The 19865-nt window shown below is 67.9% G+C and carries 19 protein-coding genes; 5 read left to right on the top strand and 14 right to left on the bottom strand.

The features are described from left to right. Window positions 1-48 precede the first annotated feature (48 nt). The 11 genes from LWW89_RS01815 to LWW89_RS01865 all read right to left on the bottom strand — a co-directional run bounded on the left by LWW89_RS01815 (window position 49) and on the right by LWW89_RS01865 (window position 12317). Window positions 49-711 carry a TetR/AcrR family transcriptional regulator gene (locus LWW89_RS01815; protein WP_293260212.1) on the bottom strand — a complete coding sequence of 221 codons (663 nt, stop codon included), beginning with the start codon at window positions 709-711 and terminating at the stop codon, window positions 49-51. 295 nt (window positions 712-1006) lie between these two features. After that, complete coding sequence (locus tag LWW89_RS01820) at window positions 1007-1774, bottom strand: SDR family NAD(P)-dependent oxidoreductase (RefSeq protein WP_293260215.1); 768 nt, start codon at window positions 1772-1774, stop codon at window positions 1007-1009. A gap of 62 nt (window positions 1775-1836) precedes the next feature. Then, entirely contained in the window at window positions 1837-3012 is a 1176-nt protein-coding gene (locus LWW89_RS01825; protein ID WP_293260218.1) for a thiolase family protein, read from the bottom strand. Between the two features lie 85 nt (window positions 3013-3097). After that, the gene (locus tag LWW89_RS01830) at window positions 3098-4234 is read right to left on the bottom strand and encodes an acyl-CoA dehydrogenase family protein (RefSeq protein ID WP_293260221.1); all 1137 of its coding nucleotides are present in this window, start codon (window positions 4232-4234) and stop codon (window positions 3098-3100) included. 96 nt (window positions 4235-4330) lie between these two features. Then, window positions 4331-5908, bottom strand: a complete 1578-nt coding sequence (locus LWW89_RS01835) for an acyl-CoA synthetase (protein ID WP_293260224.1) — start codon at window positions 5906-5908, stop codon at window positions 4331-4333. Between the two features lie 366 nt (window positions 5909-6274). Further along, the gene (locus LWW89_RS01840) at window positions 6275-6838 is read right to left on the bottom strand and encodes a lipid-binding SYLF domain-containing protein (protein WP_293260227.1); all 564 of its coding nucleotides are present in this window, start codon (window positions 6836-6838) and stop codon (window positions 6275-6277) included. A gap of 226 nt (window positions 6839-7064) precedes the next feature. After that, window positions 7065-8198: an ABC transporter permease gene (locus LWW89_RS01845; RefSeq protein ID WP_293260229.1), complete on the bottom strand. Its 1134-nt coding sequence runs from the start codon at window positions 8196-8198 to the stop codon at window positions 7065-7067. Window positions 8199-8212: 14 nt separating this feature from the next. Continuing rightward, a complete protein-coding gene (locus LWW89_RS01850) occupies window positions 8213-9349 on the bottom strand; it encodes an ABC transporter permease (protein WP_293260232.1) in 1137 nt (378 codons plus the stop codon). Continuing rightward, a complete protein-coding gene (locus LWW89_RS01855; protein ID WP_293260235.1) occupies window positions 9346-10350 on the bottom strand; it encodes an ABC transporter ATP-binding protein in 1005 nt (334 codons plus the stop codon). Before LWW89_RS01855 ends, LWW89_RS01850 begins: the two co-directional genes overlap by 4 nt. Further along, window positions 10347-11285 (bottom strand): ABC transporter ATP-binding protein, encoded by a 939-nt coding sequence (locus LWW89_RS01860; RefSeq protein WP_293260238.1) that lies wholly within the window; start codon window positions 11283-11285, stop codon window positions 10347-10349. Before LWW89_RS01860 ends, LWW89_RS01855 begins: the two co-directional genes overlap by 4 nt. 42 nt (window positions 11286-11327) lie before the next feature. Continuing rightward, a complete protein-coding gene (locus tag LWW89_RS01865) occupies window positions 11328-12317 on the bottom strand; it encodes an efflux RND transporter periplasmic adaptor subunit (protein ID WP_293260240.1) in 990 nt (329 codons plus the stop codon). Window positions 12318-12510: 193 nt separating this feature from the next. Here LWW89_RS01865 and LWW89_RS01870 point away from each other — a divergent pair, with 193 nt between their 5' ends. From LWW89_RS01870 to LWW89_RS01885, 4 genes are all read left to right on the top strand, one after another. Next, the gene (locus tag LWW89_RS01870) at window positions 12511-13170 is read left to right on the top strand and encodes a metalloregulator ArsR/SmtB family transcription factor (RefSeq protein WP_293260243.1); all 660 of its coding nucleotides are present in this window, start codon (window positions 12511-12513) and stop codon (window positions 13168-13170) included. A 38-nt stretch (window positions 13171-13208) separates the two neighbouring features. After that, the gene (locus LWW89_RS01875) at window positions 13209-13667 is read left to right on the top strand and encodes a hypothetical protein (RefSeq protein WP_293260246.1); all 459 of its coding nucleotides are present in this window, start codon (window positions 13209-13211) and stop codon (window positions 13665-13667) included. A gap of 124 nt (window positions 13668-13791) precedes the next feature. After that, window positions 13792-14250 (top strand): rhodanese-like domain-containing protein, encoded by a 459-nt coding sequence (locus tag LWW89_RS01880; RefSeq protein WP_293260249.1) that lies wholly within the window; start codon window positions 13792-13794, stop codon window positions 14248-14250. Between the two features lies 1 nt (window position 14251). After that, a complete protein-coding gene (locus LWW89_RS01885) occupies window positions 14252-15442 on the top strand; it encodes an MFS transporter (RefSeq protein ID WP_293260252.1) in 1191 nt (396 codons plus the stop codon). Between the two features lie 71 nt (window positions 15443-15513). Here LWW89_RS01885 and LWW89_RS01890 read toward each other — a convergent pair whose 3' ends face one another. From LWW89_RS01890 to LWW89_RS01900, 3 genes are all read right to left on the bottom strand, one after another. Beyond that, window positions 15514-15747, bottom strand: coding sequence for a hypothetical protein (locus LWW89_RS01890; protein WP_293260255.1), 234 nt, complete (start codon window positions 15745-15747; stop codon window positions 15514-15516). A 98-nt stretch (window positions 15748-15845) separates the two neighbouring features. After that, a complete protein-coding gene (locus LWW89_RS01895) occupies window positions 15846-17759 on the bottom strand; it encodes an autotransporter domain-containing protein (RefSeq protein ID WP_293260258.1) in 1914 nt (637 codons plus the stop codon). 394 nt (window positions 17760-18153) lie between these two features. Then, window positions 18154-18747 carry a malonic semialdehyde reductase gene (locus LWW89_RS01900; RefSeq protein WP_293260261.1) on the bottom strand — a complete coding sequence of 198 codons (594 nt, stop codon included), beginning with the start codon at window positions 18745-18747 and terminating at the stop codon, window positions 18154-18156. 105 nt (window positions 18748-18852) lie between these two features. On the opposite strand from LWW89_RS01900, the gene LWW89_RS01905 reads away from it, so the two are divergent. Next, complete coding sequence (locus LWW89_RS01905) at window positions 18853-19788, top strand: DUF4268 domain-containing protein (protein ID WP_293260264.1); 936 nt, start codon at window positions 18853-18855, stop codon at window positions 19786-19788. Window positions 19789-19865 lie beyond the last annotated feature (77 nt).

Genomic DNA, 19865 nt, shown 5'->3' on the forward strand with positions numbered 1-19865 from the left:
CCTATCAATCCACAGGGCCTGCGCAAAAAACCGTGCAGGCCGGTGATTTCAGACGTTAGGCACCACCCCGTGATCCCAAATGCGGCCAGCGCCCGGGGGCAGCCCAGGCAGCACGCTAACCAGCATCCGCTCGGTGAGTTCCGCTGCGCTCTGGCTGCCGTCGGGCTGGAACCACTGCACGGTCCAGTTCATGCCGCCGAGGATGAAGCGGCGCAGGATGCGGGTGTCGCCGTGGACCAGGCCGGCCTTGGCGGCGTCGTCGAGCACCGACTGCCACAGGGCTTCGTAGGCGTCGCGCAGCACCACGATCTCTTCACGGCCTTGGGGCGAGAGGCTGCGCCACTCGTAGAGCAGGGCGATCATGGCGTCGTGGCCGACCCCTTCGAGCAGGGTGATCATGTGGCTGCGGAACAGGGCGGCGAGCCGGTCGGCCGGGTCGGTGTAGCGGGCCACGGCGGCGTTGCCGAGGCGGATCACCGCCTCGATGCCCTGGGCCATCACCGCCATTAGGATTTCTTCCTTGTTGCGGAAGTGGTGGAACAGGCTGCCCGATTGCAGCCCCACCGCCTTGGCTAGTTCCCGCACCGTGGTGCGCTCGTAGCCCAGCTCGCGGAAGAGGCGGGCGGCGGCGCTGACCAGCTCGTCGCGGCGGCTGTCGGGGGAAGCATCCGGCGTGGCGGAAGGGGTTGGGGCGTCCGGCGTGGCGGGCATGGCGGTTCCTGGGGCGGTGTAAGGGCGGGGCGCCGGGCCATCCCGGCCGCCGGGCGGAATTATAGGGGAGTCGGTGCCGGGCTTCGGTTTGGAACTATCGGCGCGACTTGGCCGGGCCTGCGGTGAAAGCGGGGCGAACCACCAAGGCCTCAAGAGAGCGCCAAGTCTCACCAAGTAAAGGCGATTGCCCCGTTTTACGTGGTGTTCCTTGGTGTTCTTGGCGTCTTGGCGGCCCACTTTTCCCCCGGCCGGCACGTCGCTCGGCCGGGTAATTCCCCTGCGTTGCCCGCCACCCTTACTTCGGTTGCAGGCGGATGGCACCGTCGAGGCGGATCACCTCGCCGTTCAGGTAGCCGTTCTCGGCGATGTGGCGCACCAGGGCGGCGAACTCGGTGGCCCGGCCGAGGCGGGGCGGGAAGGGTACGGTGGGGCCGAGGGAATCCTGCACCTCCTGCGGCAGCCCGTGCAGCATGGGCGTCTCGAAGATGCCCGGGGCGATGGTCATCACCCGGATGCCGTGGCGGGCCAGCTCCCGGGCCAGGGGCAGGGTCATGGCCACCACGCCGCCCTTGGTGGCGGAGTAGGCGGCCTGGCCGATCTGGCCGTCGAAGGCGGCCACCGAGGCGGTATTGACGATCACCCCGCGCTCGCCGCCGGCGTCCGGGGCGTTGCCGGCCATGGCCTCAGCGGCCAGGCGGATCATGTTGAAGGTGCCCACCAGGTTCACCTGCACCGCCTTGGCGAACACGCCCAGGCGGTGGGGGCCGTCCTTGCCCAGCACCTTTTCGCCCACGGCGATGCCGGCGCAATTGACCAGGCCGCGCAGGCCGCCGAAGGCTTCGCGGGCCAGGGCCACGGCGTTGGCGGCGCTGGCCTCGTCGGCCACGTCGGTGTGGGTGAAGCGGGCGGCATTGCCCAGTTCGGTGACCAGGGCCTCGCCGGCTTCCCGGTTGAGGTCGGCGATCACCACCTTGCCGCCGGCGGCGACGATGGCCCGGGCGGTGGCGGCGCCCAGGCCGGAGCCGCCGCCGGTGACGATGAAGGGGCTGTCGGTCAGGTTCATGGTTGTTCCTTGATTGGCTTCTTGTTGGGATTGAGGTCGGGGTTGGGGGGGCGGAGCTGGCGTTACAGCCGCTCGATGATGGTGGCGGTGGCCATGCCGTGGCCGATGCACATCACTTGCAGGCCGAACTGGCCGCTGGTGGCTTCCAGGCCGGTGAGCAGCTTGGCCATCAGGCCGGCGCCGGTGGCGCCCAGGGGGTGGCCGTGGGCGATGGCGCCGCCCCAGGGGTTAACCTTGGCCATGTCCGGCTTGAATTCCCGGGCCCAGGCCAGCACCACGGTGGCGAAGGCTTCGTTGATCTCGACGCGGTCGATATCGGCCAGGGTCAGGCCGGCCTTGGCCAGAGCCAGGCGGGTGGCGGGGATCACCCCGTCGAGCTGCATCACCGGGTCGGAGCCGGTCACCACCCGGGCGCGGAAGCGGGCCCGGGGGCGCAGGCCGTCGGCCTGCGCCACGGCCCGGTCGGCGATGAGCAGGGCGGCGGCGCCGTCGGACATCTGGCTGGCGTTGGCGGCGGTGACCACGCCCTGGCCCTCGGGGCGAAACACCGGGGCCATGGCGGCCATGCGCGCCTCGTCGAGCACCTCGCGCACCCCTTCGTCCCGGGCCAGCACCATGGGGTTGCCGTCGGCATCGACCCCCGGGGTGGGCAGAATCTCCTTATGCACACCGGCCTGGTGGGCGGCGGCGGCGCGGCGGTGGCTCTCCTTGGCGTAGTCGTCGGCCTCGGCGCGGCTGATCTGCCAGCGGTCGGCCAGGCGCTCGGCGCTTTCCACCTGGTGGACCAGGGCGTGGCGCTCGAACAGGGCCGGGTTGAGGTCCTCGAAGCCGCGGAATTCGTGGCGGCCCAGGGTCACGTCGAGGAACATCGGCACCCGGGTCATGCTCTCGACGCCGCCGGCCACCACGTAGTCCAGGTCGCCAGCGGCCACCGCCTGGGCGGCGAAGTGGGCCGCCTGCTGGCTGGAGCCGCACATGCGGTTGAGGGCCACGCCGGGCACGCAATCGGGCAGGCCGGCCAGCATCGCGGCCAGGCGGCCCACGTTGGCGCCCTGCTCGCCGGCCTGGCTGACGCAGCCGGCGATGACGTCGCCGATGCGCTCGGGGGCGACGCCGCTGCGCTTGACCAGGCTGCCCACGGCGTGGGCGAGCAGGCTGTCGGGGCGGGTGTCGCGCAGGGCGCCCTTGCGCCGGCCGAAGGGGGTGCGCAGGGCGTCGATGATGACGGGTTCGTGCATGGTGAGCCTCGTAAGAATGTTGGAGTGTTGAAAACGTCGGGAAGGTAGAAAAGGGGGCGCAGGGATCTGGAACGCGGGGCGGCCCTCAGGCCCGCAGCAGTTCGCGGGCGATGATGTTGCGTTGGATCTCGCTGGTGCCTTCGTAGATCTGTAGCACCTTGGCGTCGCGGAATAGCTTTTCCACCGGGTATTCGGTGCTGTAGCCCATGCCGCCGAACACCTGCACCGCCTCGGTGGCGGCCCACATGGCGCCGTCGGCGGCCACCGCCTTGGCGATGGAGGCCTGGCGGGTGTTGGGCAGGCCCGCATCCACCAGGGTGGCGGCCTGGTAGGCGAGCAGCCGGGCCGATTCGCCGCGCATCGCCATCTCCGCCAGCTTGTGGGCGATGGCCTGGTGCTCGACGATGGGCCGGCCCATGGTCTGGCGCTCGCGGGCGTAGGCCAGGGATTCGTCCAGGCAGCGCTGGATCAGGCCGACGCCGAAGGCCGCCACCATGGGGCGGGAGCGGTCGAACACCTTCATGGCGATGGAAAAGCCCGTGCCCGGGGCGCCGATCACCGCGTCGTCCGGGACGAACACCTGGTCGAGGAACACCTCGGCGGTGGGGGCGGCGCGCTGGCCGAGCTTTTCCAGGGGCGCGCCGACGCGCAGGCCGGGGCTGCCGGCTTCCACGGCGAACACGGTCATGCCCCTGTGGCCCGCCTCCGGATCGGTCTTGGCGAACACCAGCAAAAAGCCGGCGATGGGGGCGTTGGAAATCCAGATCTTGCTGCCGGACAGTTGCCAGCCGCCGGCGACCCGCTCGGCCCGGGTGCGGATGGCGGCCACGTCGGAGCCGGCGCCCGGCTCGGTGAGGGCGTAGCTGGCGAATTCGCCCTCGGCCAGGCGGCCCAGGTAGCGGCGCTGCTGTTCCGGGGAGCCGGCCACCAGCAGCACCTCGGCGGCCAGGGCGTTGATCGACAGGGCCGAGCCGATGCCCAGGCAGGCGTGGGAGAGCTGCTCGGTGACCAGCACCAGCTCGGTGCTGCCCAAGCCGGCGCCGCCACAGTCGGCGGGCAGGGTGACCTTGGTCAGGCCCAGCTCCAGGGCCTGGCGGGCCACGTCGAGGGGGAATTCATGGCGCCGGTCGGCCTCCGCCGCCCGGGGAATGATCTCGTTGCGGGCGAAGTCGGCGGCCAGGTCGCGGATCAGGCGCTGCTCGTCGGTGAGGGTGAAGTTCATGGTGGTTGTCGGAATGCGGGCGTGAGTCGGGCCTGCCTTCCCCGCCGGGGCGGGGAAGGGGCTGGGAAAACAGGGGGAAAGGGGAGGGGGAGGGAGTTAGCCCGGCTGGCTGTAGCGCACCCGCAGCTCGCGCTTGAGCAGCTTGCCCGAAGCGTTGCGCGGCAATTCGTCCACGAAGAAGATGTTCTTCGGCACCTTGAAGGGGGCCAGCTTGCCCTTGGCGTGGGCTACCAGGTCGTCGGCGTTGGCCTGCTGGCCGGCCTTGAGGGTGACCACGGCGGTGACGGCCTCGATCCACTTCTCGTCGGGCAGGGCGATCACCGCCACCTCGGCCACCGCCGGGTGGGTGTACAGGCACTCTTCCACCTCGCGGCTGGAAACCACCACGCCGCCAGTGTTGATGATGTCCTTGATGCGGTCCACCACGTACAGGTAGCCGCCCTCGTCCAGGGTGCCCACGTCGCCGGAGTGGAACCAGCCGCCGGCAAAGGCCTCGGCGCTCTGCTCGGGCTTGTCCCAGTAGCCGACCATGGCCTGGGGGCTGCGGTGGATGATCTCGCCCATCTCGCCCGGGGCCACGTCCTCCATGGCGTCATTGACCACCCGGGTCTCGACGTTGAGCACCGGACGGCCGGCGGAGGCCGGGCGCTCGGCGTGCTCGGCGGGGGAGAGGACGGTGGCCAGGGGCGCCACTTCGCTCTGGCCGTAGCAGTTGTAGAGACCCACCGCCGGCAGACGCTGGCGCATTTCCTGGAGCACCGGCACGGGCATGATCGAGGCGCCGTAGTAGCCCTTGCGCAGGCTGGTCAGGTCGTGGCGGTCGAAGCCCGGGTGGCGCAGCAGGGCGATCCACACCGTGGGCGGGGCGAAGAAGGAGGTGATGCCCTCCTTTTCGATCAGCTCGAAGCACAGCTCGGGCAGGGGCGCCGGAATCACCAGGGTGGTGGCGCCCATGAGCAGGTGCGGCATCAGGAAAACGTGCATCTGGGCCGAGTGGTAGAGGGGCAGGGACGCCAGGGAGCGGTCCTCGCCCTTCAGGTCGCAGGCGACGATGCAGCTGACGTACTCGGCCAGCAGCGCTCGGTGGGTCATCATCGCGCCCTTGGGGGCGGCGGTGGTGCCCGAGGTGTACAGCAGCTGGGCCACGTCGTTCTCGTCGATTTCCACCTCCGGCGTGGTAGCCGGCAGGGACGCGTCGCCGGCCGCGGCCAGCACGTCCCGGGCGGCATCGGCGCCGCCGTGCAAGGTGCCGAAGGCGGCGCACTTCAGTTCGGGGCGCACGTGGTCCACGTGTTCGGCGATGGCCGGGTCGTAGAACAGGGCGCTGGCGCCGGACTGGTCGACGATGTACTTCAGCTCGCCTTCGGTCAGGGCGTAGTTGATCGGCACATGGATCAGCCCGGCCCGGGTGCAGGCCAGCCACAGGATCACGTAGGCGTCCGAGTTCTTGCCGTAGGCCGCCACCCGGTCGCCCCGGGACAGGCCCAGGCCGAGCAGCCGGTGGGCGACCCGGTTGGCCGCCGCGTCCAGTTCGGCGTAGGTCCAGCGCCGCTCGGCAAAGATCAGGGCGGTCTTGTCCGGGGACTTGCTCACGGCGCGACGGACGGCATCGCCGATGGTGTTGCGGGTGACGCGCCGCATTTCTGCGATGTCTGCGGAGTGCTGCACAGCCATGGTTGTCTCCTCTTGTGTCCTTGTCTGACCCAGGCCGGCAGCAGCGGGCAACAGGGGTTTACCTTGTGCTTCGGCCGCTTTGCCGGCCCGGAAAATCCGGAATCTTTTTCAACCAAGCAAGCGCTTGGTTTGGCGTAAGGTAGCAAGAGGCGGCGGGTACGTCAAACGTTGCCGTGCTACGCCTCTCGATGCCGCCACAAGCCCGGGAGCGCGAGACAAAGACCGTTGCCGCACGGGGCGAACGGCTGCGACCCGGCGGGCCTCTGCCATGTCGGCCATGCCTGGGATGAAGACTCAGGCTGCCCGGAAAGGACATGGGCAGTTCCGGAGTCCGGAACCGTCCATGACCGGGCCGGCCAGGGAGAATCAGCGCTTGATGCGCGTGATCTTGGTGCCTTCGATGCTGAGGCTGACCATCAGTCCCTGCTGGTCGAAGATGAAGGCGTAGGCGTCGTCCTTCAGGGTCGAGGTCGACAGGTTCTTGGCAATGCCTTCATTGACGACCACCACCGACGGCCCGACGCCGATTTCCCAGCCCTTGGACTTGTCCAGGTATTTGATGGCCTTGTTGTTCATCAGAAAGACGACGTAGCCGTAGGATTCGGCGCCGGCCTGCCAGCCCCAGGAGGCGGACACGGAGTTGTAGTAGCCCAGGCGCTTGGCGCCCTGGTTCAGCACTCCCTCGCCGTAACTGCCGCCGAATACCAGGCCGGCCTTGATGACCTTGGGGAAAACCAGCACCGCCCGGGCCTTCTTGCCCAGGCTCTCGGCGAGGGGGTTGGATTTGTAGAGAATCTGCAGCGCCTGATCCGCCTCTTTGTCCAGGTCTTCGGCGCTGGCCGCGTGGGCGAAGCCGCTGAACATGCCGAGAGAGAGGAACGCCAGCAGGGCCAGGGCAAACGTGCGAAGAGTGGGACGTGCATGGTTCATGGTTGTTTCCTTCATGTCGTTCCGCGACCAAGGCGCAGCGGAGGTGGCGTCATGGCGGCCCCGGCCGGGGCGCCTGGTATTACAACTTCCCGCAAAGCGGGAGCGGCTAGCGCGCCCTGACGGATGGCAATGCATACCCCGCCATCCTCTGCACCGATATCTAGGGTCGCCATGGCTGTTTCTTTATAGTTCCCGCCCGGCTGCCGCGCCAATCCGGCGGGGGCGGTCAGTCCAGGGACTTGCGGAAGCGCAGTACCGCGGCGGCCAGCAGCACGGCGGCGATGGCCGCCAGGGCGAGCATCTGGGGCCACAGGGCTTCCAGGCCGACGCCCTTGAGGAAGGTGGCCCGGATAATCACCAGGTAGTAGCGCAGCGGGTCCACGTAGGTCAGCCATTGCAGGACCGGGGGCATGCTGGCGATGGGGAAGCTGAACCCGGAAAGGATGAACATCGGGTTGAGCACGAAGAAGTTGGACGAGAAGGCCTGCTGCTGGGTGCGGCAGATGGTGGAGATGAGCAGGCCGATGGCCAGGGTGGCGAAGAGGAACAGGCAGGTGCCGAGCAGCAGCACCAGGGGATTGCCGCGAAAGGGCACGCGGAACCAGGCCATGCCCACCCCGGCGACGATGGACACTTCGAGCAGGCCGATGAGGAAGAAGGGCAGGGTCTTGCCGATGATGAATTCGAAAGGCCGGATCGGCGTGACCAGGATCTGCTCCAGGGTGCCCACCTCCCGCTCGCGCACGATGGCAAAGGCGGTGAGGTTGACGATGGTGATCAGGGTCAGGGTGCCGATCACCCCGGGGACGAAGAACCAGCGGCTGTTGAGGTTGGGGTTGTACCAGTAGCGCTCGGCCACCTCGACGCTGACGATGGGCTTGCCCTGGAGCCGGCCGGTGCGTTCCGCCAGGTTCTGGGCGTAGGTCTGGCCGAAGTCCCCGGCGATCTGGCCCACGTAGCCCAGGGCGATCAGGGCCGAGTTGGAATTGGTGCCGTCCACCAGCACCTGCAATGGCGCCGTCTGGCCCTTGCGCAGCAACTCGGCGAAGCCGGCCGGGATGACGATGCCGAGCTGGGCGTCGCTGGCCTCCACCGCGTCGCGCACGTCGGCCACCCGGCGGGCCGGGGCCGCCAGGGCGAAGCGGCTGCTGCGCAGGAAGGCGTCTTCCAGGGCTCGGCTCTCCTGGCTGCGGTCCTGGTCGAGGATGACCGTGGAAACGTTGAACACCTCGAAGGTGGCGGCGTAGCCGAATAGCACCATCTGCACGATGGGCGGGATGAGCAGGCGGAAGCGGGCCGACTTGTCGCGGCGCAGCTGGAGGAATTCCTTGATCAGCAGGTGCAGGATGCGGCCGAGCATGGCGGGCCTTTGCCTCAGTCCAGGGTCTTGCGGAAGGCCCGGGCCGCCAGCACCACCACCACGGCGGCGTAGAGGGCGAGGCAGAGAATCGGCACGGCCAGTTCCACCACTCCGGCGCCCTTGAGGAACACGGCCTTGAGAATCTCGACGTAGTAGCGGGCGCTGACCAGGAAGGTGGCCGCCTGGACCGCAGCCGGCATCTGCTCGATGGGGAAGGAAAAGCCCGACAGCAGGGTGGTGGGCAGCATGGTCGCCAGCAGGGCCACCTGGCTCGCCCCCACCTGGCTGCGGATCGACACCGACACCAGGTAGCCGATGCACAGCACCACGGTGAGGAACAGGCTGCTGGTGAACAGCAGGGTGGCCACCGTGCCGTGGAACGGCACCTCGAACCAGAACACCGCCAGGCCCAGGCAGATGGCGGCGTCCGCCAGCCCCACGGCGAAGTAGGGCAGCAGCTTGCCGATCATCAGTTCCATGGGCTGCACCGGGGTGGACACCAGCAATTCCATGGTGCCCCGCTCCCATTCCCGGGCGATGGTCAGGGAGGTGAGCTGGGCGCCGACGATGGCCATGACCAGGGCGACGATGCCCGGGACGATGAAGTTGCGGCTTTCCAGGGCCTCGTTGAACCATACCCGGGCCTCGACCCCTACCGGGGTCTGGGTCTGCAAGGTGCCGCCACGACGCTGCACCGCGTCCAGCTGGGCGGCGGCGGAAAAGGCCGCCACCACAGACTTGGCGTAGCCGGCGGCGATGTTGGCGGTGTTGGAGTCGGTGCCGTCGAGCAGGGCCTGGACCGTGGCCCGGCCGCCGTCGTTGAGGCGCTGGGAGAAGTCGGCGGGGATCACCAGGGCGATGCCGCAGTCGCCCTCGTCCAGGGCCTGGGCCACCTCCCGGTCGCTGCCGGCGGCGCGGCGCAGAGAGAAGTAGTTGGAGGCGGCGAAGCGCGCCACCAGGTTGCGGGACTGCTGGCCGTTCTCGTGGTCCAGGACGCACAGGGGAATGTGGCGGATGTCCAGGTTCACCCCGTAGCCGAAGATCACCATCTGCATCAGGGGCACCAGCAGGGCGATCATCAGGCTGCGCGGGTCGCGCACGATTTGCAGGGCCTCCTTGACGGCGATGGCCTGGATGCGGCGCAGCTTCATGGTCGGGCTCCCGCTGCATTGGCCGAGGTTGCTGCATTCAAGGCCGCCTTGCCCACCAGGCTGACGAAGCTGTCCTCCATGGTGGGGGCGATGGGCCGGGCCGTGGCGCCGGCGATTCCCCGTGCGGCGAGCAGGGCTTCCAGTTCCGGGCCGCGCCGGGCGGCCTCGTCCACCGTGACGTGGATGCGGCTGCCGAACAGGGCCGCGTCTCGTACCCCGGCGGCGCCTTGGACCAGGGGCAGGGCCCGGCCCAGGTCGGCGCAGGCGAGGGCCAGCAACTCCCCGTCCAGGCTGTGGCGCTTGATCTCCAGGGGCGTGCCCAGGGCGATCAGCCGGCCCCGGGCGATCAGGGCGATGCGGTGGCAGTACTCGGCCTCGTCCATGTAGTGGGTGGACACCAGCACCGTCACCCCGTCGCCGCTCAGGGTGTGGATCAGCTCCCAGAAGCGCCGCCGGGATTCCGGGTCCACCCCGGAGGTGGGCTCGTCGAGGAACAGCACCGGCGGCCGGTGCAGGATCGCCGCGCCCAGGGCCAGGCGCTGCTTCCAGCCCCCGGCCAGGTTGGCCACCAGCGTGTTCTCCTGGCCCCCCAGGCCAGCCATGGCCACCGCGTAGGCGATGCGGCCGGCCATCTCGGCGCGGGGCACGCTGTAGATGCCGGCGAAGAAGCGCAGGTTCTCCACCACGCTCAGGTCGCCGTAGAGCGAGAATTTCTGCGACATGTAGCCGATGCGGGCACGCACCGCCTCGGGCTGCCGGGCCACGTCGATACCCGCCACCCGGGCCTGGCCGGCGCTGGGGTGGAGCAGACCGCAGAGGATGCGGATGAGGGTGGATTTGCCCGCCCCGTTGGGGCCGAGAAAGCCCATGATCTCGCCCTGCCCGGCGGCGAAGCTGACGCCGTCCAGGGCGGTGAAGGCGCCGAAGCGCTTGGTCAGGCCGTCCACGGCGATGGCGGGGGCGGCGGAGGTGGTAGCAAGAGCGGCGTCCGGGGGATTCATGCCGGCGTCTCCGCGTTGTCGAGCAGGGCGACGAACAGGTCCTCGATGCTCGGCGCCACCTCGGCGATCTCGCTCACTGGCACCCCGGCGGCGGCCAGGGCGGCGGCGATTCCGGCGCTGCGGCCTGCCGCGTCCACATGCACGTGCAGGCCGATGCCGATCAGCAGTACGCCGCGCACCCCGGGCTGGCCGGCCAGGGCGTCCCGGGCGCGGCGCGGCTCCGGGCTGACCACTTCGAGCATGGCCCCGGGCATGCGCGCCTTGAGGCCGGCCGGGGTGTCGCAATGGACCATGCGCCCGCCGTGGAGCAGGGCCAGCCGGTCGCAGCGCTCGGCCTCGTCCAGGTAGGCAGTGGAAATGACCAGGGCTACGCCCTCGGCGCGCAGGCCGTAGAGGATTTGCCAGAACTCGCGCCGCGACAGGGGATCGACGCCGGTGGTGGGCTCGTCGAGCAGCACCACCTTGGGGGTGTGCACCAGGGCGCAGGTGAGCCCCAGCTTCTGCTTCATGCCGCCCGAGAGCTGGCCCGCCAGGCGCTTGCGGAAGGGCAGCATGTCGGAGGCGGCGAGCATGGCGGCGGCCCGGGTCTCGCGCACGTCCCGGGGCACGTCGAACAGGTCGGCGTAGAAGCGGATGTTCTCGTCCACCGTCAGGTCCTCGTACAGGCCGAAACGCTGGGGCATGTAGCTGATGTGGCGCTTGGCTTGTTCCGGGTGGGCCAGCACGTCCACCCCGTCGGCCACGATCTGTCCGCCGTCGGGGCGCATCACCCCGGCCAGCATGCGCATGGTGGTGGTCTTGCCGGCCCCGTCCGGCCCCACCAGGCCGAAGATCTCGCCGGGCGGGACGGCAAAGCTGAGCCGGTCCACGGCAACGAGGGCACCGAAGCGCTTGCTTACCTCCCGGGCTTCGACGATGGGCGCGCTGGGGGTCATCCCGTTTCCTTCATTGCCGTGGGGCCTTGGGCGGGCCGGTGCTCAGCGCGGGGCAACGGCAAGGGCGGCGTCCGCCGGCATGCCCGGCACCAGCTCGTGGCTCGGGTTGTCGATGTCGATCTTGACCCGGTACACCAGGGTCACCCGCTCGGCGTGGGTTTCCACGCTTTTGGGGGTGAACTCGGCCTTGTCGGCGATGAAGGACAGGCGTCCCCGGTAGCGCTTGCCCGGGTAGCTGTCGGTGGTGACCGTCACCTCCTGGCCCAGGCGCGCCTTGCTCAGGTCGGTTTCGTTCAGGTAGGCGCGCAGCCAGACGTGATCCAGGTCGGCGATGGTGATGACCGGGGTGCCGGGCACCACGATCTCGCCCAGCTCGGCCTGACGGGTGGTGACCACGCCGTCGAAAGGCGCGGCGAGGGTGGCGTAGCCCCGCACGATGCGGGCCAGCCGGGCGCTTTCCTCTGCGCTGTGGATGCCGGCCTCGGCCACCAGCACGTTGCGTTCCGCCGCGGCGGCCAGGGCCCGGTCCCGGGCCAGCACCGCCTCGGCCTGTTTGTAGGCGGCCTCGGCCTGGTCCAGGGCGGCGGCGGAAACGAAGTCCTTCTGGCGCAGGTCCCGGTTGCGTCGCAGGTCGGCCTGCCGCAGGGCCAGCTCCGCCTCGTCGGTGCTCACGGTGCGCAGGGCCGCCTCCCGGTTCTGCAAGGCGGAATCATGCTGGCGCTGTTGCACGGCCAGGCCGGCCTCGGCCACCGCCACCTGCTGGGCATAGTCGCTGTCGTCGGCCCGGGCCACCACGGTGCCCTGCTTGACCCACTGGCCTTCGTTGAAGGGCAGCTCGACGATGCGCGATTGCACCGTCTTGAAGCCGAGCACGCTTTCGTGGGCCTCGATGTTGCCGGACAGCATCAGGGTGCCGGCGCCTTCGCGGCCTTCCAGCCAGTCCAGCAGGGGGCGCCCCAGGACGGCGGCGAGCGCCGCCAGGGCGAGGAGGGCGCCGAGGGCGAGGATCGTTCTTCGTGGTGCGAGAGCCATGGCCAACTCCCTGGGGTGCCGGCCGCAGGGGCGGCCGTGAGCGGGAAACCCGGACCTACTCTATTCCATTCGTCTGACGGCGGGTTGAGGCCTTGGTTCGTCATGACGCCACCGGCGGTGGCGGTGGGGCATGGCCCTGTCCCTGTCCTGCGCCGTGCTTGCCAGACAATCTAACAATCGTTAGATTGAAAAAATGAAAGCAAATATCGCCAAGTCCTGCCTCTATGAACACGTCGCCCGGATCGGCAAGGTGCTGTCCAGCCCGAAGCGGCTGGAATTGATCGACCTGCTGGCTCAGGGCGAAAAGACGGTGGAGCTTCTCGCCGAGCAGGCCGGCATCGACATGCGCCTGACCAGTGCCCACCTGCGCGCCCTGCGCGAGGCGCGGCTGGTGGAAACGCGCCGCGAGGGCAAGTTCATCCACTACCGGTTGAGCGGGGCCGACGTGGGCCGGCTCTGGGTCAATGTCCGCGAGGTGGCCGAGGAGCACTTGGTGGAACTGCGCGTGGCCCTGGAACAGATGGCCGCCGCCCCCGGCGCCCTCAGTGCGGAAAGCCGCGAATCCCTGCTGGCCAAGGCGCGCAGTGGCGACATCGTGGTGATCGACGTGCGTCCGGAGGCGGAATTCGCCGCCGGCCACCTGCCCTGCGCCCGCTCGATACCCCTGGCCGAGCTGGAGCAGCGCCTGGCCGAGCTGCCCCTGGGCAAGGCGGTGGTCGCCTACTGCCGGGGTCCGTTCTGCCTGATGTCCGACCAAGCCGTGGCACTGCTGCGCCAGCGCGGCTACCAGGCATCCAAGATCAGCGACGGGGTGGCCGAGTGGAGCGCTGGCGGCCTGCCCATCGAAAACTGACGACAAAAACATAACCACAACCAACAGAGGAGCCCCCCATGACCCGAGTAACCGCCGCCTGGCGTGGCGGAATGGTGACCGTGTGCGCCCTGGCCTGCCTGTCCGCTCAGGCGGCGGACATTTCCATGCCGGTGCCCGGCGCCCAGACCGCCGACGGGCTGAAGGTGTTGACCTTCATCGCCAAGGACCCGCCGGGCCAGCGCTGCAACGGCAACCTGCAAGTGGCGGCCGAGGTGGCCAACACCTACCGGATTCCCATGCAGTTGCTGCCCGCCAGCCTGGCTCCCGGGCTGCCGGCGCCGGCCGTCTTTTACGGCAGCCAGGCGATCGTGGCCGACGGCCGGGACTTCAACGGTGCGGCCAGTTACCAGATCGTCGCCGACGTGCTGGACCTGGAGAACGTGCCCAAACAGGCTGCGTCGGGCCTGCTCTTCAAAGACGGTGTCCGCCGCGACTTCGACGCCCTGAAGTCCGCTATCAAGGCGGGCGGTAAATAGGGACGCCGCAGTCCCAACCTTTTGCATTCCAGGGGCTCCTCTCGCCTAGACGGCAGGCACGGCGCCCGGCTGCCTGTGCTTGGAGGGGCCCATCCCCAGCCCCAATCCCCCAGCAGGAGAATCCATGTCGTTCATACCGATGCGCGCTGCTGTATTCACCTTCATCCTGGCCATGGCCAGCGCGCCGGCGTTGGCCAGCGAAGAGGCCGTCCAGGCCATGGAGGAATACCTGGAGTTCGTCGATTACGGCGGCGCCACCATCTTCCCGGAGCAGATCCCGAAGGAGGATTGGCATAAATTCCACGTCATCGACGCCCGGGACAAGGCCCAGTACGTCAAGGAGCACATCCCCGGGGCGGTGAACCTGGAATGGCGCCAGGTATTGGCCCAGAAGGCGTCCATCCCCCGGAACAAGCCGGTGCTCATCTACTGCAACACCGGCAGCCTCTCGGCCCAGGCTGGTTTCGCCCTGCGCGTCGCCGGCTACGACAATGTGCGCATCTTGCAAGGCGGCTTCTCCGAGTGGAAGGCCAAGGGCGGGCTAGACGCCGCGGCCCGGGCCATGGGCCCGGTGGGGCACTGAGATGGCGCTCCTGTTCCCCGGGCGGCGCAACGTTCTTCTGCTGGCGGTCTGCCAGTCCCTGCTGCTTTCCGCCATCGTCATGGCGATGGCCCTGGGCGCCCTGCTCGGCAACACCCTGGCCCCGGACAAGCGCCTGGCCACCTTGCCGGTGGCCCTGATGGTCATCGGCACCGCTTTGGCTTCCCTGCCGGCCGGATTGCTGATGCGCCGCATCGGCCGGCGCGCCGGCTTCCTGCTCGGCGTCTCCCTGGGCGTGGCCGGCAGCCTGGTGTGCGCCTTGGCCCTGCACCGGATGTCATTTGCCGGCTTCGCCTTCGGGTATTTTTTGCTGGGGGCCTATCAGGGCTTCGGCAACTACTACCGTTTCGCCGCCGTGGAGGTCACCGATGCCGCCCACGGCAGCAGGGCCATTTCCTGGGTGGTGGCGGGCGGTGTGGTGGCCGCCTTCCTCGGCCCCCAGCTAGGCCAGTGGGGGCGGGATTGGGTAGCCGGCGAGTTCTTCGTTGGCTCCTACCTGGTCCAGGGCCTGCTGTCCGTTGCCGCCTTCGCCCTGCTCGCCCGTCTGGCGCTGCCGCCGGCCGCCGCACCCCAGGCGGGCGAGGCCCGGCCCCTGGCGGAAATCCTGGCCCAGCCGGCGTTGCGCACCGCCATCCTGGGGGCGGCCGCGGGCTATGCGGTGATGATCATGGTGATGACCGCCACGCCCCTGGCCATGGTGGGCTGCGGCCTGCCGCGCACTGACGTCACCCCGGTCATCCAGTGGCACGTGGTGGGCATGTTCGCCCCATCGTTCTTCACCGGCATCCTGGTCAAGCGCTGGGGGGCGCTGCGCATCATGCAGGCAGGCTTCCTGTTGTTGCTGGTCAACGTCGGCCTGGCCCTGATGGGGAACGACTTCCTCAACTTCCTCTCTGCCCTGGTGTTCCTGGGGGTGGGCTGGAACTTCGCCTTCATCGGCGGCACCGCCCTGCTCACCCAGGCCTACCGGCCGGCGGAGCAGCTCAAGGTTCAGGCCATCAACGAGAGCGCCGTGTTCGGCCTGGTGGCCCTGGCGACCCTGTCGGCAGGTTGGCTCTACGACCGTTTCGGCTGGGCGACCCTCAACCTGGCGGTGGTGCCCCTGCTGGTCGTCGCCCTGGGGGCCGCACTGTTCCTGGAGCGGCGGCAACGCCTGTCCCTGGCTACCGGTTGAGCTTGTCGCGCGGCCAGGCTGCGGCGTGGCCGATCTGGCTGGTGCCGGGGGCCGCGGGCGTGCGCTGCCGATCAGTAACGGCCCGCCAGGCCTAGGGCCGCCGCGATGGCGGCGCGGGCCTGGGGGCTGTTGCGCCAGCAGGACGAGCCGGTGAGCTGGGCGCCCCGGGCCAGCAGTTCCTCGACGTCGGCGGTGGCCAGGGCGGCCAGGGAGTGGTAGCCCATCTGCTCGAAGCGGGCGACCACGGTGGGGCCAACCCCTTTCAAGGCCAGAAGGGCGGCGCGTTCGGCGGCGGGGAAGGGCATGGCGATGGAAGCGATTTTCGGGAAAACCCCGGACCTTAACGAAAAACGCCCCATCCCGGAAGTTTCTCTGGGATGGGGCGTTGCGTCGGGCCGCCGGATCAGAACGTCATGCGGTAGCCCAGGGAAGCGCCCCAGGAGGCGTCGCCACCGGAGGTTGCGGCGGAGGCGCTGAGGTTGATGAGGGAGGACTTGCCGATGCGGTGGTCCAGGTCCACCAGCAGACGGGTCCAGTTCTTATTGGCCTTCTGCCCGGGGATGGTGAAGCTGTCCAGGCCGATCACCTCGCTCGACGTGCCGCTCAGGGTTTCGTCGATGCGGTGGGCGGCTTCGGCGGCGATGCGCAGGTCGGTGCTGGCCGCCAGGGGCGTCTTGGCGGCCAGGCCCAGGCGGAAGTCCTGGCTGCGTTGGGTGGCGGCGGCGAAGCGAGCGGGGAAGCCGCCACCGGTTTCGGTGTAGCCGTCCATGCGGGTGTCCATCCAGGTGTAGGCGGCGTAGGGCGAGAAGCGGGTGGCGGCCAGGGCGAAGGCGTCCTTCCAGTCGGTGCGCAGACGCAGGGAGCTGGAGGTGGCGTCCGGCGTGCCGCGGGAAGTGTCGATGGCGATCCCGTTCAGGTAGTTGCGTCGCAGGTTGGCGGCAAAGCGGCCGTAGTAACCGAGCAGGCTGACCTCGATGCCCCGGCCCAGGTCGGAGGCCACTTCCGCCAGCACGTACTGGCCGTTGTAGCGGGCGCCGCCACCCAGGCCCCAGCCTTGGCGCGACCAGGCCTGGCCGACGCCGACGCCGATGCGGGTGGCGCCGATGTCCTTGCAGGCGCCGGCTTCCACCAGGTTCACCGAGCTGTCGGTGGCGTTGTGGTGGGAGGCGTCGGCGGTGGCCCAGGCGCAGGCGCCATTCTGGGTGACGGCGAGGCCGGAATCGAGCAGGGAGCGGTGGTGGGCGCCGCCCAAGGCCAGGTTGGCGGCGCTGCTGACCGGCTGGGGCGTCTTGCCGGCGGCTTCTTGCAGGGTGGCCATGTAGGCGTCGCGGTTGGGCAGGAAACCGCTGCCGATGGGGCTGACCCGGGCGATCCAGGTGATGGGCCGTTCGCGCTCGTCCATGCCCCAGCCGACGATGACCGAACCGTCCTTGTTGGTGGCGGTGGCCCGTTGCAGCACCAGGCGGTCGCCGATCGCTACCTTGGCAGCGGCGAGCCACTGGGCGACCGATTGCATCCCATCCGTCTGGCTCCAGCGGAACGCCCGGAAGTCGCTGTCGCCGACGATGACCTGTCCGTTGGCGGAGATCGCGCTGGCGTGGCTGAAGGTACGGTCTCCGTTCAGTCCCAGGGTGCCGATGCCATGGACGGCGCCGTCGGCGCTCGTCCAGTAGACCGCCTGCATCCGGTAGTCGTCCGTCGTTAGCGTGCCGGCGATGCGGGCGCCGTTGGCGGATATGCCAACCACGTCGCTGTTGGTGTAGCCCCCGGCGGCCAGCAGCGCCAGTTGCTGGCTGGTGTTGGTGCCGCTGCGCCAGATGAAGGACAGGTTATTGTCGGCGGTGGAATAGTTGCCGGCGACGATGTCGCCGTCGCGGGATACGGCGATGGCTCGGCTATCCGTGACCTCGGGCGAACGCAGCAGGGCCGTCTGGCTCAGGTCCACCTGGGTGTTGTCGGCCAGCCGCCACAGCACCGCACGGTCGCTGCGCGTATCGACGGTGGAACTGCTGCCCACCACGAATTGCCCGCCCGCCGAAACGCCCAGTGCCACGCTGCCGGCGGTACCGGGCAGGTTGTCGAGCACGCGGAGCGGACGGTTATTCGTCCAGACGACCGCTTGAGACGTGCCGTCGATGTCGATGCCGCCGACGATGACGCTGCCGTCGGCCGAGATGCCGGAAGCGTAGCTTTGCGCCGCTCCCCCCGGCCCGGGCAACAGGTCGTTGCTACCGCCATAGTTGCTCCAACGCACCGCACTCGCGGTAAAGGGGCCCTGGCTGACCATGCCGACAAAGATCGATCCGTCTGCCGACATGGCCGCCACGTCGGTAATACGGTAACCGGGGGGCGGGGAGACTTGGCCGAAACTGTCGGCCAGGCAGGAAGTGCTGAAAAAAGCGAGCGAAATGGCGATACGAAGGCGGTTTGGCGAGAAACAGCCTGTTTGACCGGTACGCGGCATTGACTTTCCCCCTTGGAATTATGATCAAAGGGGGCGTTTATATACCGCCGTAAATGGCCTTTCAATACGACTAAAGTATTGATTTGTAGAACGTTATATAACCTTTGTCAGAATCCTATTAGGCGTTGGTCATACGGATTATGCCGAATGTAAAACAGGCCTTTGCGCTGGTGGCGTAAAAGGCCTGTTTGTCAGTAAATTGTCAGAAAATAAAGGTTCTTGGCGAAAAATATTTTCCAGCCGCGATTTATACGATTTTTGCCACGTCGTTAAAGGCCAGCCGCGGGCCGCGCGGGTAGTTGCCGGCAGGGTCGCCGTAGCCGATGTTGATGAGGAAATTGGCCTTCCACTTGCCGTCGGGGAAAAAGGCGGCGTTCACCTTGTCGGCGTCGAAGCCGGACATGGGGCCACAGTCCAGGCCCAAGGCCCGGGCCGCCAGGATCAGGTAGGCGCCTTGCAGGGTGCCGTTGCGGAAGGCGGTGGCCTGGGCCAGGTCGGCGTTGCCTTCGAACATGGGCTTGGCATCGTAGGCGCGGAACTGGGTGGGCAGCTCGTCGAAGAAGCGGGGATCCCAGGCGACGATCGCGGTCAGGGGGGCTGCCTGGGTCTTTTCCTGGTTACCCGGGGAGAGGGCGGGGATCAGTTTCGCCTTGGCCTCGGCCGAGCGCACGAACACGTAGCGGGCCGGCTGGGTATTCATGGAGGTGGGGCCCCATTTGAGTAGGTCGTAGAGGCGGTGCAGGGTCTCGTCGCCGACCGGGCGGTCGGAGAAGCGGTTGAAGGTGCGGGCCTCGGTGAACAGCTGGGCCAGGGCGTTATCGTCGAGCGGGGTGGCGGGCATGGGGGACTCCTGTCGCGGGTTGAGGTGAATGGAAAGGGGACTGCATACTGTCAAGGATGCAGAATCCAGAATAGAAGAGGCCATCGCATGACAGTCAAAAGAATCTTGAGCAAGTTGGAACGTGTTCCACTGCGCGAAGCTTGGAAGCATGAAGCCAGCGATTTCACACCCTGGCTGGCAGAAACCGACAACTTGAACGCCTTGGCAGATGCGCTGGGTATCAGCGAGTTGGTGCTAGTGGCCACCGAACACTGGGTCGGTGATTTCAAGCTGGATATCCTTTGCACCGATGGCGACGAGCAAGTCATCATCGAAAACCAGCTCGAAAAAACCAACCACACGCACCTAGGCCAGATCATCGCTTACGCTGCCGGTGTGGGGGCCAAGAAGGTCATCTGGGCCGCCGAATCTTTCCGACCCGAACATGCGGCTGCGTTGCAATTTCTCAATGAGAACACTACTGGCGATCTGAATTTCTTCGCCGTCGAGGTCGAGTTGTGGAAGATTGGCGATTCACCGTTAGCACCTAAATTCGAAGTAGTGGTGAAACCCAACGAATGGGCGAAGGCCGGTCGGGAGCAGGCCCGTGCAGCGGCTGTAACGACACCTACCAAGCAGTTGCAGCAGAAATTCTGGATAGCGCTGATCGATCATTTGGCGACGAAAGCCCCTCAGATTCGCCCGCAGAAGCCCAGACCACAGCATTGGTTGAACAATTCCATCGGGCGTGCTGGATTTGCACTGAATCTGACAGCAAATACACGCGACCAGCGCTTGGGGATCGAACTCTGGATTTCAGGGGCACAAGCGAAGCAGCATTTCGCCAACCTGTTTTCCCAAAAGCAGGACATCGAAACCAAGCTGGGTTTTGAGTTGGACTGGCAGGAATTACCCGATGCGAAAGCAGTACGGATTGCCCTCTGGTATCCCAATGCTTCTATAGAGGAGGAGCATCGCTGGGGTGAGTACGTTGACTGGCTTACGCAGCGCTTAGTCAAAATGGATGCCGTGCTGCGCCCTATCGTAAAGGCGTTGCCGTAATACGGCAGGCGAATTGCCGGTTTTCTCTGCGCTGAAAGCGTTTGTCGTGGTGCCTGAATAGTTTCCCTTTCATCTGG

It is taken from the genome of Oryzomicrobium sp. (assembly GCF_021287045.1).
GTDB lineage: Bacteria > Pseudomonadota > Gammaproteobacteria > Burkholderiales > Rhodocyclaceae > Oryzomicrobium.